Source organism: Xanthobacter sp. AM11, from assembly GCF_047444035.1.
GTDB lineage: Bacteria > Pseudomonadota > Alphaproteobacteria > Rhizobiales > Xanthobacteraceae > Xanthobacter.
Genome location: NZ_JBLAOA010000001.1, coordinates 3527579 through 3546651, shown reverse-complemented (window position 1 = coordinate 3546651; position 19073 = coordinate 3527579). Strand labels below are relative to the sequence as shown.

Annotated in this window: 14 protein-coding genes; 11 read left to right on the top strand and 3 right to left on the bottom strand. The window is 68.6% G+C overall.

Annotated features, from left to right (window positions below; all coding sequences use genetic code 11):
* Nucleotides 1–372: 372 nt before the first annotated feature.
* The 10 genes from ACI7BZ_RS16265 to ACI7BZ_RS16220 all read left to right on the top strand — a co-directional run bounded on the left by ACI7BZ_RS16265 (nucleotide 373) and on the right by ACI7BZ_RS16220 (nucleotide 15390).
* Nucleotides 373–2631 carry a sensor histidine kinase NtrY-like gene (locus ACI7BZ_RS16265; protein WP_414118204.1) on the top strand — a complete coding sequence of 753 codons (2259 nt, stop codon included), beginning with the start codon at nucleotides 373–375 and terminating at the stop codon, nucleotides 2629–2631.
* A 4-nt stretch (nucleotides 2632–2635) separates the two neighbouring features.
* Nucleotides 2636–4003, top strand: a complete 1368-nt coding sequence (gene ntrX, locus ACI7BZ_RS16260; protein WP_414118203.1) for a nitrogen assimilation response regulator NtrX — start codon at nucleotides 2636–2638, stop codon at nucleotides 4001–4003.
* Nucleotides 4004–4098: 95 nt separating this feature from the next.
* The gene (gene trkA, locus ACI7BZ_RS16255) at nucleotides 4099–5475 is read left to right on the top strand and encodes a Trk system potassium transporter TrkA (protein ID WP_414118202.1); all 1377 of its coding nucleotides are present in this window, start codon (nucleotides 4099–4101) and stop codon (nucleotides 5473–5475) included.
* A gap of 13 nt (nucleotides 5476–5488) precedes the next feature.
* Nucleotides 5489–6901, top strand: coding sequence for a hypothetical protein (locus ACI7BZ_RS16250; RefSeq protein ID WP_414118201.1), 1413 nt, complete (start codon nucleotides 5489–5491; stop codon nucleotides 6899–6901).
* Between the two features lie 14 nt (nucleotides 6902–6915).
* On the top strand, nucleotides 6916–7773 hold the full coding sequence (locus ACI7BZ_RS16245; RefSeq protein WP_414118200.1) for a D-amino-acid transaminase: 858 nt from the start codon (nucleotides 6916–6918) through the stop codon (nucleotides 7771–7773).
* Between the two features lie 148 nt (nucleotides 7774–7921).
* Nucleotides 7922–8176: an RNA chaperone Hfq gene (gene hfq / locus ACI7BZ_RS16240; RefSeq protein ID WP_414118199.1), complete on the top strand. Its 255-nt coding sequence runs from the start codon at nucleotides 7922–7924 to the stop codon at nucleotides 8174–8176.
* A gap of 297 nt (nucleotides 8177–8473) precedes the next feature.
* Entirely contained in the window at nucleotides 8474–9802 is a 1329-nt protein-coding gene (gene hflX, locus ACI7BZ_RS16235; protein WP_414119188.1) for a GTPase HflX, read from the top strand.
* A 123-nt stretch (nucleotides 9803–9925) separates the two neighbouring features.
* Nucleotides 9926–10222 carry an FAD assembly factor SdhE gene (locus ACI7BZ_RS16230; protein WP_414118198.1) on the top strand — a complete coding sequence of 99 codons (297 nt, stop codon included), beginning with the start codon at nucleotides 9926–9928 and terminating at the stop codon, nucleotides 10220–10222.
* A gap of 33 nt (nucleotides 10223–10255) precedes the next feature.
* A complete protein-coding gene (gene mfd, locus ACI7BZ_RS16225) occupies nucleotides 10256–13765 on the top strand; it encodes a transcription-repair coupling factor (RefSeq protein ID WP_414118197.1) in 3510 nt (1169 codons plus the stop codon).
* 164 nt (nucleotides 13766–13929) lie between these two features.
* Nucleotides 13930–15390 carry an EAL domain-containing protein gene (locus ACI7BZ_RS16220; RefSeq protein WP_414118196.1) on the top strand — a complete coding sequence of 487 codons (1461 nt, stop codon included), beginning with the start codon at nucleotides 13930–13932 and terminating at the stop codon, nucleotides 15388–15390.
* 164 nt (nucleotides 15391–15554) lie between these two features.
* Here ACI7BZ_RS16220 and ACI7BZ_RS16215 read toward each other — a convergent pair whose 3' ends face one another.
* The 3 genes from ACI7BZ_RS16215 to groES form a co-directional block, all read right to left on the bottom strand.
* Nucleotides 15555–15902 (bottom strand): hypothetical protein, encoded by a 348-nt coding sequence (locus ACI7BZ_RS16215; RefSeq protein ID WP_414118195.1) that lies wholly within the window; start codon nucleotides 15900–15902, stop codon nucleotides 15555–15557.
* Nucleotides 15903–16185: 283 nt separating this feature from the next.
* Entirely contained in the window at nucleotides 16186–17817 is a 1632-nt protein-coding gene (gene groL, locus ACI7BZ_RS16210; RefSeq protein WP_414118194.1) for a chaperonin GroEL, read from the bottom strand.
* A 60-nt stretch (nucleotides 17818–17877) separates the two neighbouring features.
* Nucleotides 17878–18192: a co-chaperone GroES gene (gene groES / locus ACI7BZ_RS16205; protein WP_414118193.1), complete on the bottom strand. Its 315-nt coding sequence runs from the start codon at nucleotides 18190–18192 to the stop codon at nucleotides 17878–17880.
* A 386-nt stretch (nucleotides 18193–18578) separates the two neighbouring features.
* On the opposite strand from groES, the gene ACI7BZ_RS16200 reads away from it, so the two are divergent.
* Complete coding sequence (locus ACI7BZ_RS16200) at nucleotides 18579–18866, top strand: usg protein (RefSeq protein ID WP_414118192.1); 288 nt, start codon at nucleotides 18579–18581, stop codon at nucleotides 18864–18866.
* The last annotated feature ends 207 nt before the right edge of the window (nucleotides 18867–19073 follow it).

Here is a 19073-nt window from a genome sequence, read left to right as displayed (position 1 = left end):
GAGGGGCGGTGACGGGACGCAGTTCGGCCGGAAGGCCTGCCTTGTCCCGTCCCGCGGCGTCCGGGGTGAAGGGGCGCGCCGGCTGTTGCCCTGTGCGGGCGCCTGAGCGGTCCGGCGCACCGATTCGCCGTGCGGCAGGTCCACCTGCCGCCGCCTGGCGGCGTTCTGCGCTTATGCCGCAGGGCGGGGTGCGGCATTCGGTTACTCGGCTACCTGTTCATGCGTCATCCACCTGCAAAAGGCGGCGGGGGGATGCGTCTGTCACATTTTTGCACCAGTGTCGTTCCACTGCATCACTTCCGCTGCGCCGGTGAGTCGCGCGGGTCCCGGTGCTCCGGGGGAGCCGATGCGGTTGGGGAGACGGACGGACTTATGACGGACGCGTCGGGTCAGGATGCCGCATTGGGGGGGAAGCCGCGGCGTCGCCTCGCCGCCCGGCTGTTTGCGCCCGCGGTGGTCGTGCTGTCGCTGTCGCTGGCCGTGGCGACCTTCGCCATCATCATGGGCCTCACCTCCATCGTGCCGACGCCTTTGGTGACGGTGGAAGCGCTGGCGGTGTCCGCGGTTGCCGCCTTCCTGCTCCTTGGCATCATCGGCTGGGAGGTGTTGCGCATCCTCAGGGCGCGGGCGCGCGGGCGCGCCGCCTCCCGGCTGCATGTGCGCATCATCGGGCTGTTCGCCGGCATCGCCGTGGTTCCGGCGGTGGTGGTGGCGCTGGTGGCGAGCTTCACCCTCGACCGGACCCTCGACCGGTATTTTTCCGAGCGCACGCAGGAGATCATCGGCTCGGCCTCCTCGGTGGCGCAGACCTATGTGCGCGAACACGCGCTCTCCATCCGCGGCGATGCGCTGGCCATGGCGAACGATCTGTCGCAGCAGAAGAGCTTCTACGACACCGACATCGAGAAATTCCGCCAGGTCCTCACGGCTCAGGCGGCGCTGCGCAACGTGCCCGGCGCCCAGTTGGTGCGCCGCGATCTTTCGGCGGTGGAGCGGGCGAACCTGCGCACCGGCCGCGAATACCTCGTTCCAGCCAACATCGCCATCAACGAGGCCACCGCCGAGCAGCCCGTCATCTATGTGGATGCTGATTACGTCGGCGCCGTGGTGCCTCTCACCGGCTTCGACGACCTCTTCCTCTATGTGGCCCGACCCATTGATCCGCGGGTTCTGGGCTACCTGAAGGTGACGAGCGACACCCTGGCCGACTATCGCGCCCTTGAACAGCGGCGGTACAGTGTCCAGCTCGCCTTCGCCGCCATGTATGCGATCGTCACGCTGATCGTGCTTCTGTCGGCGGTGTGGCTCGGCGTCACCTTCTCCAAATGGCTGGTGGCCCCCATCCGCCGGCTGATGTGGGCCGCCGACCGGGTGGCCAAGGGCAATCTCGACATTCAGGTGCCGGTGAACCGCGCCGAAGGCGACCTTGCCACCCTGGGGGAAACCTTCAACAAGATGACCGGCGAGCTGAAGACCCAGCGCAACGCCCTCGTCAACGCCCGCGACCAGATGGACAGCCGCCGTCGTTTCACCGAGGCGGTGCTCTCCGGCGTCGGCGCGGGCGTGATCGGCATCGATGCCGACGCCCGCGTCACGATCCTGAACCTGTCGGCCGAGCGGCTTCTGGGCGTCACCGAGGCCGAGGCGCTGGGCGCCAGGCTCGCCGATGTGGTGCCGGAGACCGCCGCCCTCCTCGCCGAGGCCGAGGGCGCGCGGCAGAAGATCGTTCAGGGCAACATCACCATCCAGCGCGAGGGGCGCGAGCGCATCTTCGCCATGCGCGTCACCACCGAACAGTCGGCCCATGAGGGCAAGGCAGGGCCGGGCGCCGAAGCCCATGGCGGCTGGGTGGTGACCCTGGACGACATCACCGCCCTCATCACCGCCCAGCGCACTTCCGCCTGGGCCGACGTGGCGCGGCGCATCGCCCACGAGATCAAGAACCCGCTCACCCCCATCCAGCTTTCCGCCGAGCGGCTGAAGCGCAAGTACGGCCGCCACATCACCCAGGATCGCGACGTGTTCGACCAGTGCACCGATACCATCATCCGCCAGGTGGGCGACATCGGGCGGATGGTGGACGAGTTTTCCTCCTTCGCCCGCATGCCCAAGCCGGTGGTGGACGCGCAGGACCTGTCCGAGACCGTGCGCCAGGCCGTGTTCCTGATGCGCGTCGGCCATCCTGACGTCACGTTCGAGGCGGTGCTTCCGCCCTCGCTGCCGGCGCGCTTCGACCGCCGGCTCATTTCCCAGGCGCTCACCAACATCCTGAAGAACGCAGCCGAGGCCATCGAGGGCGTCCCCGATGCCGAACGGGGCAAGGGCTGCATCCGCGTTTCCGCGGAGCGGATCGGGGAGGATCTCGTCATCGACGTCATCGACAACGGCGCCGGCCTACCGCGCGAGAAACGCAGCCGGCTGCTGGAGCCCTACGTGACCACCCGCGAGAAGGGCACGGGCCTCGGCCTCGCCATCGTGGGAAAGATCATGGAGGAGCACGGCGGCGGCATAGAACTCAATGATTCGCCCGAAGGCCGCGGGGCCTGGATCCGCCTGCGCATGCGGGCGGACGGGCAACCACCGGCCGGCGCGGGCGGGGCGCAACCGGTCCCTGAGACAGGGAGGGCCTGATCCGATGGCCATGGACATTCTCATCGTGGACGACGAAGCCGACATCGGCGAACTGGTGGCCGGCATCCTGGAAGACGAGGGCTACGGCGCGCGCACGGCGCGCGACGCCGACAGCGCGCTCGCGGCCATCGCCGCGCGCCGGCCCAACCTGGTGTTCCTCGACATCTGGCTCCAGGGCAGCCGGCTCGACGGGCTCGACCTTCTGAACGAGATCAAGGCCCAGCACCCCGACCTGCCGGTGGTGATGATTTCCGGCCACGGCAACATCGAGACCGCGGTGGCCGCCATCAAGCGCGGCGCCTACGATTTCATCGAGAAGCCGTTCAATGCCGACCGCCTGGTGATGGTGGCCGAACGGGCGCTGGAAACGCTGCGCCTGAAGCGCGAGCTGAAGGAACTGAAGCTCATCACGCCCCACGGCCGGGTGCTGGTGGGCCGCTCCAGCGCCATCCAGCAGCTGAAGGCCACCATCGAGCGGGTCGGCCCCACCAACAGCCGCATCCTCATCGTCGGCCCCTCCGGCTCCGGCAAGGAGCTGACGGCCCGCCTCATCCACTCCACATCCGGCCGGGCGCAGGGCCCGTTCGTGGTGCTGAACGCCGCGGCCATCACCCCGGAGCGGCTGGAATTCGAGCTGTTCGGCGTGGCCGAGGGGGAGGGGCGGGAGGCCAAGCGCGGGGCGCTGGACGATGCCCACGGCGGCACCTTGTTCCTGGACGAGATCGCCGACATGCCGCGCGAGACGCAGAACCGCGTGCTGCGCGTGCTGGTGGAGCAGACCTTCACCCGCATCGGCTCCGCCGACAAGGTGAGCGTGGACGTGCGCATCATCTCCTCCACCGGCCGCAACATCGAGGAGGAGATCAACAAGGGCCGCTTCCGCGAGGACCTTTACCATCGCCTGTCCGTGGTCCCCATAAGGGTGCCGCCGCTGGCGGAGCGGCGCGAGGACATTCCCGACCTGGTGGACTTCTTCCTCGATTCCATCTCCCAGACCACCGGCCTGCCGCGCCGGCCCATCGGCGAGGACGCCATGGCGGTGCTGCAGTCCCACGACTGGCCGGGCAACGTGCGCCAGCTGCGCAACAATGTGGAGCGCCTGCTGATCCTCGCCGGCGGCGACCCGGAAGCCGCCATCACCGCCGCCATGCTGCCCCCGGACGTGGGCGCGCTGGTGCCCAACCTGCCCAACGGCAATGGCGGCGAGCATCTCATGGGCCTGCCGCTGCGCGAGGCACGCGAGGTGTTCGAGCGGGAATATCTCGCCGCCCAGATCAACCGTTTCGGCGGCAACATCTCGCGGACTGCCGAATTCGTAGGCATGGAGCGCTCAGCCCTTCATCGAAAGCTAAAGGCTCTCGGCGTAGGATGACGCGCGTATTGACGTGATGCCCGGAATGAGGGCTGCTTCAGGGCGAGGGGACGCCGGCCGGGCGTAGCGCCGCGTCGGCTTCGGGGGGAGGGGGCATGAAGGTCGTGATCTGCGGCGCGGGCCAGGTGGGGTTCGGCATTGCCGAGCGCCTCGCCGGTGAGCAGAACGACGTGTCCATCATCGACACGAGCCCGCGGCGCATCCAGGCGGTGACCGAGCAGCTCGACGTGCGCGGCGTGGTGGGACAGGGCTCCCACCCGGACGTGCTGGCGCGGGCGGGCATCGAGCAGGCGGACATGCTGATCGCGGTCACCCTGCACGACGAAGTGAACATGGTGGCCTGCCAGGTGGGCCACGCCCTGTTCAACGTGCCCACCAAGGTCGCCCGCATCCGCGCCCAGACCTACCTCGCGCCCGAATGGCGCGACCTGTTCTCCCGCGACCAACTGCCCATCGACGTCATCATCTCCCCCGAGGTGGAGGTGGGCGAGATGGTGCTGCGCCGCCTCGCCCTGCCGGGGGCGGTGGACACGGTGAGCTTCGCCGACGGGGCGGTGGTGGTGGTGGGCGTCGCCTGCGGCGAGGACTGCCCGGTGGTGGACACGCCCCTGAGCCAGCTGACCCAGCTGTTCCCGGACATGCCGGCCACCATCGTCGCGGTGAGCCGCAATGGCCGCACGCTGGTGCCCCGCTCCAACGACCAGCTCCTGGTGGGCGACATCGTCTATTTCGTCGCCCAGGCCGACCAGGTGCAGCGCGGCCTCTCCCTGTTCGGGCACGACGAGGTGCCGGGCCAGCGCATCGTGGTGGCCGGCGGCGGCAATATCGGCACCTATGTGGCGAGCGAGCTGGAGAAGCGCAACGCCGCCGCGCGCATCAAGCTCATCGAATCCTCGCGGGAGCGGGCCCAGGCCATCGCCGAGGTGCTGACGCGCACCGTGGTGCTGAACGGCGACGCGCTGGAGCGCGCCATCCTCGACGAGGCGGGGGTGGGCGAGGCGGACACCATGATCGCCGTCACCAATGACGACCGCATCAACATCCTCTCCTGCCTTCTGGCCAAGCAGATCGGCGCCCGCCGCATCCTGGCGCTGGTCAATGAGCAGGGCTATGCGGGATTTGCCCGCGGCCTCGGCATCGACGCCCATGTCAATCCGCGCCAGATCACCGTCTCCAAGGTGCTCCAGCACGTGCGGCGCGGCCGCATCCGCGGCGTCCACGCGCTGCTGGACGGCTCCGGCGAGATGATCGAGGCGGAGGCGCTGGAGACCTCGCCTCTGGTGGGCAAGCCGCTGCGCAGCCTCGACCTGCTGGAGGGCCTGCGCATCGGCGCCATCGTGCGCGGCTCCCAGGTGCTGCTGCCGCGCGGTGACTTCGTGGTGCGCGCCCACGACCGGGTGGTGCTGTTCGCCCTCGCCGAGCGCATCAAGCGCGTGGAGCAATTGTTCCGCGTCGCGCTCGAATTCTTCTGATCCGCGCCGCGCGATGATCAACGCAGCCCGCCCGCTCGCGGTGGCCCTTGCCGCCATCGGCCTCCTCGCCCTCCTGCCGGCGGGCGTGGCGGCGCGGACCGGCAGCGGGCATGCGCCCATCTTCCTCGCCACCTGCGCCTTCTGCATCTTTCTGGCGGGGGCCCTGCGCTTCACCACCCAGGGCCATGTGGTGCGCCTCACCCGCGCCGGCGGCATCGTGCTGCTGTTCGCCCTGTGGATGGTGCTGCCCCTGGCCGCCACGCCGGCCATCGCCATCACCTCCGGCCTCGCCCCGCTGGCGGCGTGGTTCGAGGCCGTCTCGGCCTTCACCGCCACCGGCCTTACCGCGCTGCATCAGGGCCAGGCCAGCCTTTATGTGTGGCTCGGCCTGCTGCAATGGAGCGGGGGCTTCCTCACCGTGGTCTCGGCGGTGGCGGTGCTGGCGCCCTCCGGCCTCGGCGGCCTGCCCGACCGCACCCCGCGCGGCGGCGCCGCCCTGGACGCGGTGGACATCGAGGCGGTGCTGACGGAAACCGCCCCGGCTTATGCCGGCGCGACCCTGCTCGCGATGGTGGTGCTGCTGGCGAGCGGGGAGAGCCTTTACGTCGCCTTCACCCTGGCCACCGCCGTGGTGTCCGCCGGGGCGCACCTGCCGCCGGAGGCGCAGCTTGCCTTGACCCTGGACGGGGCGCCGAAATGGCTGCTCCTGCCCTTCCTCATCTTCAGCGCCACCAGCGTGCGCTGGCACCGGGCGCTGCTGACCCGGCGCATCCATGCCGCGCCGGAGCAGATGGAAAGCCTGGTGCTCATCGCCTGGTGGGCGGTGCTCGGCATCGTGCTGGGGGCCATCCTCTATCGCGGGGCCGACGTGCCGAGCCTGGAGGCGGTGCGCGACGGCCTGTTCTCTGCCGCCTCCCTCATCTCCACCAGCGGCATCGGCCCCAATGACGGCAGCTATGGCAGCCTGCCCCTGGGCCTCGTCATCCTGGTGGTGCTGCTGGGCGGCGGTGCCCTCTCGGTGGCGGGCGGGCTGAAGATCCTGCGCCTGCGGGCGATCCTTTTGCGCACCCGGGGCGATCTCATGCGCCTGGTCTATCCCCACCTGGTGCAGTCCGCGGCGCTGGAGGGCGGGGTGGGCTCCGGCATGCGCGGCGTGTGGGCGGGGGCTGCCAGCCTGTTCGTGGTCTATGCGGCGTGCGTCCTCGCCCTCAGCCCGGGCCTGCCGGGGCTTGAGGCGGCGCTCGCCGCGGCGGCGGCGGTGGTGAGCAATACCGGGCCGGTCTATGACGCCGCCGGCTTCGGCTGGCCAGCCATTTCCAGCCTTCCGGCCGGGTCCGTCCTGGTGGCGGCCCTCGGCATGGTGGCGGGGCGGCTTGAGATCATCGGCCTCCTCGTCGTGATCCACCTCGCCATCTGGCGCACCTGAGAAGCTGAACGTCCATGTCGCGCATCGCTTATGTCAACGGCCGCTACCTGCCCCACCACGACGCCAGCGTGCATGTGGAGGACCGGGGCTACCAGTTCGCCGATGGCGTTTATGAGGTCTGCGAGGTGTGGAACGGCCATCTGGTGGACGAGCGGCGCCACCTGGACCGGCTGGAACGCTCCCTGCGGGAGCTGCGGATCGCCGAGCCCATGGGCCGGGCGGCGCTCAGCCTGGTGCTGCGCGAGGTGGTGCGGCGCAACGGGGTGAGGGACGGGCTCGTCTACCTTCAGGTGACCCGCGGTGTGGCGCGGCGCGATCACGTCTTCCCCCCGCTCGGCACCGCGCCGTCCCTGGTGGTGACCGCCCGCCGGGCCGACCGCGCGGCTCAGGAGAAGGTGGCGCAGCAGGGCGTGGCCGTCATCACCGTGCCGGAGAACCGCTGGCCGCGGGTGGACATCAAGTCGATCTCGCTGCTGCCCAACGTTCTGGCCAAGCAGCAGGCCAAGGAGGCGGGAGCGCGGGAGGCCTGGTTCGTGGATGCGCAGGGCTTCGTCACCGAAGGCGGTTCCACCAATGCCTGGATCGTCACCCGCGCGGGGCGCATCGTCACCCGGCCGGCGGAGCTGGGCATTCTGCGCGGCATCACCCGGACCGTGGTGATGGAGGTGGCGCGCGCGCTTGGCCTTGAGGTGGAGGAGCGGCCCTTCACCGTGGCGGAAGCGGCGGCGGCGCAGGAGGCCTTCATCACCGCCGCGACTACCGTGGTGATGCCCGTGGTGGTGCTGGACGGCCGGCCGGTGGGCGATGGCAAGCCGGGTCCCGTGGCCGTTGCGCTGCGGCTCAAGTTCCACGATTTCGCTGAAATCGCATGAGCTTTGCCCGATCGCACGGTGCTGCGCGGCAAAATATTATTGCGCCGCCGCAGGGCTGTGCCATTCTAGCGGTCCAACTCTCATCGTAGATGCACAACGTTCGCGTGCATTTGCCGTGGGCTCAACGCCGAAACAAACGGATACGAAAATGGCGGCGGAACGAACACAAAATCTTCAGGACACCTTTCTCAACCACGTCCGCAAGAACAAGACTCCCCTCACGATATTCCTGGTGAACGGGGTGAAGCTGCAAGGCGTAGTCACTTGGTTTGATAATTTCTGCGTGCTGCTGCGCCGCGACGGCCATTCCCAGCTGGTTTACAAGCACGCCATTTCCACCATCATGCCGGGCCATCCGGTTCAGCTGTTCGATCCCACCGACGAGGCGCCGGAGAAGGCCTAGCGCCGGTTCGGGGAACCCGCGTTCACCGATCCTGCTCCCCGCGGGATGGACACCATCAGGCCTGCCCCGGGCGAAGCGCGTCGAACGTGCCGTTCCGCCCGGGGCTTGCTGCGCTTCTGGCGCGAAGGTGCAGCCGGAAGCCATTCCAGGTGCTATGCTTGAAAAGTAGGCGCCGCGCCGTGCGGCACCGCCAGGAGGTCTGGAAGCACGTTGAAAAAGCAGGTCAAGTCTGGGGAGAAGATCACCGCGACGCCGCCGGACGATGCGCCGGGCCCGCGGGAGAGCGGCCGCAGCGGGGTGGATCGGCGTGCACCGCCGACACGCTGCGCGGTGATTACGCCGGTTCTTTCCAAGCGCGCCACCCGCGGCGCCGCCGAGCGCCGCCGGCCGGAGGCGCGGCTGGAGGAAGCGGTGGGCCTTGCCGGTGCCATCGACCTTGAGGTGGTGTTCTCCGGCCTCGTTCCCCTCTCCGAAATCCGCCCCGCCACCTTCCTTGGCACCGGCAAGGTGGAGGAGATCGCCGGCGTGGTGAAGGCCGAGGCCGTGGACCTCGTGTTCTTCGACGCGGCCTTGTCTCCCGTGCAGCAGCGCAACCTGGAAAAGGCCTGGGCCGCCAAGGTGGTGGACCGCACCGCGCTGATTCTCGAAATCTTCGGCATGCGGGCGCGCACCAAGGAAGGCGCGCTCCAGGTGGAACTGGCCCATCTCAATTACCAGCGCTCGCGGCTGGTGCGCTCCTGGACCCATCTGGAGCGCCAGCGCGGTGGCTTCGGCTTCCTCGGCGGCCCCGGCGAGACGCAGATCGAGGCCGACCGCCGGCTCATCGGCGAACGCATCGTCCGCATCGAAAAGGAACTGGAGCAGGTGAAGCGCACCCGCGGCCTGCACCGGGCAAGCCGCAAGCGCGTGCCTTATCCCATCGTGGCGCTGGTGGGCTATACCAATGCGGGCAAATCCACCCTGTTCAATCGCCTGACCCAGGCCGAGGTGATGGCGAAGGACCTGCTGTTCGCCACTCTGGACCCGACCCTGCGCGCCGTGGACCTGCCGCATGGAACGCGCATCATCCTCTCCGACACGGTGGGCTTCATCTCCGAACTGCCGACCCAGCTGGTGGCCGCCTTCCGCGCCACCCTGGAAGAGGTGCTGGAGGCGGATGTCATCCTCCACGTGCGTGACATCTCCCACCCCGACACCGACGCCCAGGCGGCGGACGTGGACGACGTGCTGGAGGACCTCGGCGTCGAGGTTCTGCCCGGCGGGCGCGTCATCGAGGTGTGGAACAAGATCGACCGCCTCTCGCCGGAGGAACGCGAGCGGGTGGAGAACATGGCCCGCCGCGCCGATGGCGCGGACGGCCCGGTGCCGGTCTCGGCCCTCACCGGCGAAGGCACGCCCGATCTGCTCGCCCTGGTGGAGCGGCGCATCACCGCCGGCCGGGTGACGGTGGAGGTGACGCTGGCGGCGGAGGACGGGGAGGGGCTGGGCTGGCTCTACCGGCACGGGGAAGTGCTGGAGCGCTCCACCGGGCCCGATGGCGCGGTGCATGTGGCGCTGCGCATTCCGCCCGACCGGGCCGGCCTCGTGGCCCGCCGCTTCGGCACCCGCCGCGTGCATCCCATGTGAGGGTGCGCGGGCTGTAACGACGCGGCCCCGCCCACTGGCCAAACCGGCCGGGATGCTCCTATATGCGCCGGACGGACGCGCCTTTCGGCCCGGCCGCTGCTTTGCTTTGGAGGCTTTGCCATCATGTCCGGCCCATCACGGTCCAGCGGCGGGCTGGACGAGCGCCGCCGCCGCATTCTGTTTCGCGCCCGGCACCGCGGCATGCGGGAGATGGACCTCATCCTGGGCGGCTTCGCCGATGCCGAGATCGCCGCCCTCTGCGATGGGGAGCTGGCGGACTTCGAGGCGCTGCTGGAGCCGGACGACCAGAAGGTGTTCTCCTGGGTCAGCGGCACCGAGCCGGTTCCCGCCGAATTCGACACGCCGCTGTTCCGCAAGGTGCGCGATTTCCATTTTTCCGGGCGCGGCCTGCCCGCCTGAGCAGCGCGCCCGATCCCTCCCCGGAGTTCCCCCGTGAAGCGTCCCTTGCCCCTCGCCGATGCGCTGGCCGAAGGCCGGCCGCTGACCCTCTCCCGCGTGGCGGACGGCATGGAGGGCATGGTGGTGGCGGACCTCGCGCGGTCCATCGCCGCGCAGAAGAACGCGCCCTGGCCCAGCCTCACCGTGGTCTGCCGGGACGGGCAGCGCATGGCGGCCTTGGAGCGGGGCCTTGCCTTCTTCGCACCGGAACTGGAGGTGGTGGCCTTCCCCTCCTGGGATTGCCTGCCCTATGACCGCGCCTCGCCCAATGCGTCCATCGTGGCGCGGCGCATGGCGGCGCTGGCCCGCCTGGCCCGGGTGAAGGGGGGCGCGGCCTGCGTCCTGCTCACCACCGTCAACGCCACGGTGCAGCGGGTGCCGACCCGCGAACTGGTGGCGGCGCAATCCCTGGTGGCCGCGCCGGGCAATGCCATTGCCCTCGAAGGCATCACCCGATGGGCGGAGCAGAACGGCTTCCTGCGCACCCCCACCGTGCGCGACACCGGCGAATATGCGGTGCGCGGCGGCCTCATCGACCTGTTCCCGCCGGGCCTCGATGCCCCCATACGCCTCGACTTCTTCGGCGAGACGCTGGAGAGCATCCGCGCCTTCGATCCCGAGACCCAGCGCACCACCGGCCAATTGCGCGGCCTCGAACTGGTGCCCATGGCCGAGTTCCAGCTGACCACCGACACCATGCGGCGCTTTCGTATGGCCTATGTGGCGGCGTTCGGCGCGGCCCAGAAGGGCGACACGCTCTATGAGGCGGTGAGCGAAGGCCGCCGCCATGCGGGCATGGAACACTGGCTGCCCCTGTTCCACGAGGGCATGGACACGCTGTTCGACTATCTCGAAGGCGGCACGCTGCTGCTCGATCCCATGATCGAGGAGGTCGCCGGGGAGCGCATCGCCCAGATCGCCGATTATTACGACGCCCGCAAGGGCGCGCAGGAGCAGGGGGGTGGGTCGCTCTACAATCCCCTGCCGCCGGACCGGCTCTATCTGCCCGGCCCGGAATGGAACCGGCGCATTGCCGGAATGCGGCTCGCCCGCCTCAGCCCCTTCGCCGCGCCGGAGGGCAAGGAGGGGCGGGTGATCGACCTTGGCGGCGTGCAGGGCCGCTCGTTCGCCGCCGAGCGGGCGGACCCGGAGGGCAATGTCTTCGATGCGGCCGTGGCCCATGTGCGCGACCTGCAGAAGAGCAAGAAGGTGATCCTCGCCGGCTGGTCCGAGGGCTCGCGCGAGCGGCTCGGCACGGTGCTGGCCGACCACGGGCTGAAGGGCGCCGCCGCCATCACCCGCTTCGACAGCCTCGCCGCTTTGCCGAAGACGCAGGCGGCGCTGGCCGTGTTCGGGGTGGAAGCGGGGTTCGAGACGCCCGACTTCGCCGTCATCGGCGAGCAGGACATTCTGGGCGACCGCCTGGTGCGTCCCAAGCGCAAGGCGCGCCGGCCGCAGGACGTGCTCACCGAATTGACCGCGCTCACCGCCGGCGATCTGGTGGTGCATGTGGACCACGGCATCGGCCGCTTCATCGGCCTGAAGACCGTGGAGGCCATGGGCGCCCCCCACGATTGCCTGGAGCTGCATTATGCCGGCGGGGACAAATTGTTCCTGCCGGTGGAAAACCTGGAGCTTCTGAGCCGCTACGGCTCGGAGGATACGGAAGCGCAGCTGGACAAGCTGGGCGGCGGCGCCTGGCAGGCGCGCAAGTCGCGGATGAAGAAGCGCATCCGCGAGATGGCGGCCGGGCTCATCAAGATCGCCGCCCAGCGCCAGCTGGGCGAGGCGCCCAAGCTGGTGCCGGCCATGGGCCTTTATGACGAGTTCCGCGCCCGCTTCCCCTATGAGGAGACGGACGACCAGGAAGCCGCCATCGACTCGGTGCTGGACGACCTCGCCTCCGGCCACCCCATGGACCGGCTGGTGTGCGGCGACGTGGGCTTCGGCAAGACGGAAGTGGCGCTGCGCGCCGCCTTCGCCGTGGCGCTTTCCGGCAAGCAGGTGGCGGTGGTGGTGCCCACCACGCTGCTCGCCCGCCAGCATTTCAAGACCTTCTCCGAGCGCTTCAAGGGCCTGCCCGTGCACATCGCCCAGGCCTCCCGCATGGTGACGGGCAAGGACCTGACCGCGGTGAAGAAGGGCATCTCCGACGGCACCCTCGACATCGTGGTGGGCACCCATGCGCTGTTGGGAAAGGGCATCGCCTTCAAGGACCTCGGCCTTGTCATCGTGGACGAGGAGCAGCATTTCGGCGTCGCCCACAAGGAGCGGCTGAAGCAGCTGCGCGCGGAAGTGCATGTGCTCACCCTCACCGCTACCCCCATTCCCCGCACGCTGCAGCTGGCCATGACCGGGGTGCGCGAACTCTCCATCATCGCCACGCCGCCGGTGGACCGCCTTGCGGTGCGCACCTTCGTGACGCCGTTTGATCCGCTGGTGGTGCGCGAAGCGCTGCTGCGCGAGCGCTATCGCGGCGGCCAGAGCTTCTATGTGGTGCCCCGCATCGAGGATCTCGCCGAGGTGCGCGAGTTCCTCGCCGCCTCCGTGCCCGAGGTGAAGGTGGCGGTGGCCCACGGCCAGCTCGCCGCCGGGGCGCTGGAAGACATCATGACCGCCTTCTACGACGGCCAGTATGACGTGCTGCTCTCCACCACCATCGTGGAGAGCGGCCTCGACGTGCCCAACGCCAATACGCTCATCGTGCACCGGGCCGACATGTTCGGCCTCGCCCAGCTCTACCAGCTGCGCGGGCGCGTGGGCCGGGCCAAGGCGCGCGCCTATGCCATCTTCACCGTGCCGGCCACCAAGGCCGTGACGGTGCAGGCGGAGCGCCGGCTCAAGGTGCTGCAATCGCTGGAGACTCTGGGCGCCGGCTTCCAGCTGGCGAGCCACGACCTCGACATCCGCGGCGCCGGCAACCTCTTGGGCGACGAGCAGTCCGGCCACATCAAGGAAGTGGGCTACGAACTGTACCAGGAGATGCTCCAGGAGGCGATCGCCCACATCAAGGCCGGCATCACCGACTATGTGGACGACAAGTGGTCGCCCAACATCACCATCGGCATGCCGGTGCTGATTCCCGAGGATTATGTGGGCGATTTGCATGTGCGCCTCGCCCTCTACCGGCGGCTCGCGGACATCCAGGACGACGGCGAGATCGATTCCTTCGGGGCGGAACTGGTGGACCGCTTCGGCCCGGCGCCGGAGGAGGTGGGCCAGCTGCTCAAGCTCACCCAGATCAAGGCCTTGGCCCGCAAGGCCAATGTGGAGAAGGTGGACGCCGGCCCCAAGGGCGTGGTGCTGGCCTTCCGCGACAATGAGTTCTCCGACCCGTCGGGCCTCGTGAAGCTGATCGCCAACGAGGGCAGCCAGGCCAAGGTGCGCCCCGACTTCAAGGTGGTGTTCCTGCGCGACTGGCCGAGCGCCGACGCAAGGTTGAAGGGCACGCTCGGGATACTTAAAAAACTCGCAGACCTTTCGAGGCGCAAGCAAATGGCGTAGCTTTAGGTGCAGTGTTACAGCCCGGTGGTAAAATGGGCACGCACAGCGGGGCTGGAAGAGGTTTCCGGCGGGGGGACGGACGGATTCTCGGCATGGGTGACGTGCGTTCATGGCGCCGGCGGATCTGGCCGCGACACATCGAAGTGATGGTGCCGGTCGCATTCGTGGCCGCGATCGCATTCGTTTCCGCCGTCTATCTCGTGCTCGATTTCCACCGGATGCGGTCGAGCCTTGCTGATCGCTACCGGGGCCAGACGCTCAGCCTCGCCCATTGGACCGACCGGACCCTCGACCACCTCGCCGGCATGGTGCGCGACGCCGCGCGCGGCCCCAACGGCCTGTGCAGCCCCGAGGGGATGGGCGGCTTGGTCCGGCAGTTCGGCACCATTCCCGTGGTGCGCATGGAAGTGCGCGACGAAACCGCCACCAGCTGTGCATGGCAGCAGGGGAACGCGCTGGAGCGGCTGTGCGCCGGGGTGCCGGGGGGCGATCTGGTGCGGATTCCCCTGGATCTGGGCGGCGGGCGGCGTGTGCTGCTCGATCTTTTTGGCAACTGCCTGTTCGGCGCCATCGTGCCGATGGATGCCGAGAACGGAATCAGCCACCGGCTGCTTTCCAATCCTCCAGACGAGAGCGTGGACGGGGACGACGACGGCATCTGGTCCGTCGTCGTCTCGCCCATGCGGCTGCAGGCGGGATCAGGGAAATGGCCGGTGAGCGTCGTGATCAGCGCGCCCGGATCGACCCTCGTCCAGCAATGGGCCGCCTCGCTGCCGTTGCAGCTCTGCCTCATCTCGGGCCTGGGCCTTGCCTTGTGGTTCGGCCCCATGTCGGTGGTGCGGCGGCGCCTCTCGGTGGAAGGGCAGGTGCGCACGGCGCTGCGGCGGGGGGATTTCTTCCTCGCCTATCTGCCCACCGTGGACCTGGCGTCGAAAAGCTGGGTGGGGGCGGAGGCACTCCTGCGCTGGCGCCACAAGCACCACGGCGTACTGATGCCCAATGCCTTCATTCCCTGGATCGAGACCAGCCCGCTGATCCACGACACCACGCGCTGGGTGATGATCCAGGCGGCGCAAGACCTCAACCACATGTCTCAGCGCGTGCCGGACTTCTCTATTGCGGTCAACGTGCCGCCCAACCAGTTCATCGACCCCCGGCTCGTGGCGGCGGCGGATGAAGCCTTCGGCTCCAGGCCCCTCGCCCTGTGCCAGGTGGTGTTCGAACTGACCGAACGCCAGATGCTGGACTATGACGCGCCGGGTCTGCGCTATGTGATGGAGGAATTGCGCCGGCGCGGGGCGCAGATCGCGGTGGACGACTTCGGCGTCGGCTTCTCGAACCTCACGCTGCTGGGCATGATCGACGTGGACTACGTGAAGATCGACCGCTCCTTCCTGCGTGAGGAGGCGTGGGCCGACCCGCACATGCTGGAGGCGATGGTTCCGCTGCTGCGGGACCTCGGCGTGGTGATCATCGCCGAGGGAATCGAGAGCGAGCGGCAGTTGGACCGGGTTCGGCGGTGCGGCATCCGCTTTGCCCAGGGCTTCCTTTTCTCCCGCCCCATCGAGCTTGAGATGCTGCTGGCGGCTCTTTCTCCCGCCGTCGCCGACCCCGAGCCCGCCTGACGGGCACCGCTCCTCGCGAGGGGGCGGTTGCGGCTGGACCCCGGCAAAAGGCCCGGAACAGGGTCCGGGCCTTCACCCTGCAAGGCCTTCACCCTGCAAGGTCTTCACCACGCAAGGGCTGGCGGGCTCCACCCGCCGTGGGGGAGCCAAGCCCGCGGCCGTGCCTACTTCTTGCCGTCGATGCCCAGCACGCCGCCGACCGCGCCGCCCACGGCGCCGACGGTGCCGCCCACCACGGCGCCCACCGGGCCCGCGGCCTTCTCGCCGGCCTTGGCGCCTTCCTTGGCACCTTCGCCGGTGCCCTTGACGCCGCCGGCCACGCCGCCCGTGACAGCACCGCCCACGCCGCCCACCGTGCCGCCCACGGCGGTGCCGACCGGGCCGGCCGCCTTGTCGCCCACTTCAGCGCCCTTGTTGGCGCCCTGCTCGGCGCCCTTCACCACGCCCTGCGCCGATACCGCGGTGGGGGCCAGCGCCAGCAGAATGGCTGCGGCAAAAATGGTCGTCTTCATGGCTGATCCTTTCGTGCTCGACACTTCCCTATGGCCGCGCGGATGAACCGTGCCGGCCGGGTGCGCGACCTTGAGGGGCATTCCGGTCTGCTGTCCCGGCAGGACCATAGCCTGCCGGAGCGGTACCCGCCATGGTGCCAGGGGAGGGATCAGCGGGAGTTGAAGGGTCGGGACAAAAGAAAACGGCCGGGCGAAAGCCCGGCCGTCCGTCGTCTTACTTCCGCCGCTGCCGGTTTGCGTCCCTCGCGAAAGAGGCCGGGCGGCGTCGGAGGCGTGTTCTGGCTCAGAAGTCCATGCCGCCGCCCGGCATGGCCGGGGCCGCGGGGCCGGACTTCTTCGGCAGCTCGGCGATGAGCGCCTCGGTGGTGATGAGCAGGCCGGAGATGGAGGCGGCATCCTGCAGGGCGGTGCGCACGACCTTGGTGGGGTCGATGATGCCGGACTTCACCATGTCCACATATTCGCCGGTCTGGGCGTTGTAGCCGAAGGCGTAGTCGGCGGACTCGAGGATCTTGCCCACCACCACGGAGCCGTCATCGCCGGCGTTCTGCACGATCTGGCGGGCCGGAGCCTGGATGGCGCGGCGGACGATCTCGATGCCGGTCTTCTGGTCGGCATTGTCCACGGCCAGGCCTTCCAGCGCCTTGATGGAGCGCAGCAGGGCCACGCCGCCGCCGGGCACGATGCCTTCTTCCACCGCGGCGCGGGTGGCGTGCAAAGCGTCGTCCACGCGGTCCTTCTTCTCCTTGACTTCCACTTCCGTGGAGCCGCCCACGCGCACCACGGCGACGCCGCCGGCGAGCTTGGCGAGGCGCTCCTGCGCCTTCTCACGGTCGTAGTCGGAGGTGGTGGACTCGATCTGGGCGCGGATCTGGGAGATGCGGGCCTCGATCTCGGACTTCTCGCCGGCACCGTCCACGATGGTGGTGTTCTCCTTCTCGATCACCACCTTCTTGGCGCGGCCGAGCATGGAGAGGTTCACGCTGTCGAGCTTGATGCCGAGATCGTCGGAAATCACCGTGCCGCCGGTCAGGATCGCGATATCCTGCAGCATGGCCTTGCGGCGATCGCCGAAGCCGGGGGCCTTCACGGCCGCGACCTTGAGGCCGCCGCGCAGCTTGTTCACCACCAGGGTGGCCAGCGCCTCGCCTTCCACGTCCTCGGCAATGATCAGCAGCGGACGGGCCGACTGCACCACGGCTTCCAGCACCGGCAGAAGTTCCTGCAGGCCGGAGAGCTTCTTCTCGTTGATGAGGATGTAGGGCTCCTCGAACTCGACGCGCATCTTCTCCGCATTGGTCACGAAGTAGGGCGAGAGATAGCCGCGGTCGAACTGCATGCCTTCCACGACATCCAGCTCGGTCTCGAAGGACTTGGCTTCCTCGACGGTGATGACACCCTCGTTGCCGACCTTCCTCATGGCCTCGGCGAGGAACTTGCCGACCTCGGCGTCGCCGTTGGCGGAAATGGTGCCGACCTGGGCGATCTCCTCGTTGGAGGTCACCTTCTTGGAATTGGCGGCCAGGTCCTTGACGATGGCGTCAACGGCCAGGTCGATGCCGCGCTTCAGGTCCATCGGGTTCATGCCGGCGGCAACGGCCTTGGCGCCCTCGCGGACGATGGCCTGGGCCAGCACGGTGGCGGTGGTGGTGCCGTCGCCGGCCAGGTCGTTGGTCTTGGAGGCAACCTCGCGCACCAGCTGGGCGCCGAGATTCTCGAACTTGTCCTCAAGCTCGATCTCCTTGGCCACCGACACACCGTCCTTGGTGATGCGGGGGGCGCCGAAGCTCTTCTCGATCACGACGTTGCGGCCCTTGGGGCCGAGGGTGACCTTCACCGCATTGGCGAGGATATCGACGCCGCGCAGCACCTTGTCGCGCGCGTCAACGGAGAATTTTACGTCCTTGGCAGCCATGTGGCCTGCTCCTTCAGATTGGGACGGAAATCAAGAAATGCACAGTTCGGCGGCCTGGAGTCAGGCGGCCTTGCGGGCGTCGGCGCTGGCGTCGAGAATGCCGAGGATGTCGCTCTCCTTCATGATGAGCAGATCCTGGCCGTCGATCTTCACCTCGGTGCCGGACCACTTGCCGAACAGCACGATGTCGCCGGCCTTCACGTCGAGGGCGACGAGCTCGCCCTTCTCGTTGCGGGCGCCGGGACCCACCGCGATCACCTCGCCCTGCTGGGGCTTCTCCTTGGCGGTGTCGGGGATGATGATGCCGCCGGCGGACTTCGCTTCGGCGTCGATGCGCTTCACAACCACGCGGTCGTGCAGAGGACGGAAACCCATCGGGAAACCTCCGGTTCGATGCTTCTTTTCAAGGCGCCGGACATTCACGCGCCCGGCCCATGGGCGATCTAAGGGCGCGGTTTTCGTCCCGCAAGGGGGCCGGGGAAAAAATTTGGCACTCTCGGCAATGGAGTGCCAAACTGCGAAAATATCCTTCAAATACAAATTGTTATAGCTTGCGGAGGGCGCCGCGTGGGGGCGGCCGGGCCGGGGCGGCAGCTTGTCAGCAGTTCGCCCCATAGGCTGCTAGCACGTTGTTTTTGCATACGGAAATGAAAATTTAGCCTTGGTGCAGCGAAACTCTGGAGCCGACAATGCATTGTCTGGTCCCGGCGTCTGCGGCGAGGGTTGCAGGCCATGCGGGGCGCAAGATGGAGGTGTCACCCATGGTGTCCCAAACGTCCAAGGTGTCGCGCGACTTCGTCAGGCAGATGGAAGGCTATGGCTTGGCGACGGCAGAAATCCTCTACCGTCTGCCTGACCATCCGGCCCTGCTCCAGACCTTCCTCTGGCAGGACTACGACCTCTGCCCCCGCTTTCCCGAGCTGAACAAGTTCCTGGATTTCTGGCAGCGGGAGCTGGAGGGGCCGCTGCATTCGGTGCGCGTGTCCCATTGCGGCCTCATCAAGCCGGCGGAACTGCGGGCGGTGGACGGATTGTTCCTGCTCAACTGAAGATCACGCCGGAGCGTATCCCTTTTGGGTGACGGGTTTCCGCATGGGGGAAGATGCGGTAAGGTAGATGATGGGCGGCGACGGCATGCGCGCTCCCGCGGGGGTGGGGCGCGCATGTCGCAGTCCTGCCTTCGGCGCAGGGGCGGATGCCATGAGGGCACGCGCAAGGGCCGGCGGCGCGTTACGCACAATTCAGGTGCCGCTTCA

Bases quoted from the DNA above. Each gene is read 5' to 3' on its own strand.
- ACI7BZ_RS16265 (WP_414118204.1), top strand. From the start codon at position 373: ATGACGGACGCGTCGGGTCAGGATGCCGCATTGGGGGGGAAGCCGCGG.
- ntrX (WP_414118203.1), top strand. From the start codon at position 2,636: ATGGCCATGGACATTCTCATCGTGGACGACGAAGCCGACATCGGCGAA.
- trkA (WP_414118202.1), top strand. From the start codon at position 4,099: ATGAAGGTCGTGATCTGCGGCGCGGGCCAGGTGGGGTTCGGCATTGCC.
- ACI7BZ_RS16250 (WP_414118201.1), top strand. From the start codon at position 5,489: ATGATCAACGCAGCCCGCCCGCTCGCGGTGGCCCTTGCCGCCATCGGC.
- ACI7BZ_RS16245 (WP_414118200.1), top strand. From the start codon at position 6,916: ATGTCGCGCATCGCTTATGTCAACGGCCGCTACCTGCCCCACCACGAC.
- hfq (WP_414118199.1), top strand. From the start codon at position 7,922: ATGGCGGCGGAACGAACACAAAATCTTCAGGACACCTTTCTCAACCAC.
- ACI7BZ_RS16230 (WP_414118198.1), top strand. From the start codon at position 9,926: ATGTCCGGCCCATCACGGTCCAGCGGCGGGCTGGACGAGCGCCGCCGC.
- ACI7BZ_RS16215 (WP_414118195.1), bottom strand. From the start codon at position 15,902: ATGAAGACGACCATTTTTGCCGCAGCCATTCTGCTGGCGCTGGCCCCC.
- groL (WP_414118194.1), bottom strand. From the start codon at position 17,817: ATGGCTGCCAAGGACGTAAAATTCTCCGTTGACGCGCGCGACAAGGTG.
- groES (WP_414118193.1), bottom strand. From the start codon at position 18,192: ATGGGTTTCCGTCCTCTGCACGACCGCGTGGTTGTGAAGCGCATCGAC.
- ACI7BZ_RS16200 (WP_414118192.1), top strand. From the start codon at position 18,579: ATGGTGTCCCAAACGTCCAAGGTGTCGCGCGACTTCGTCAGGCAGATG.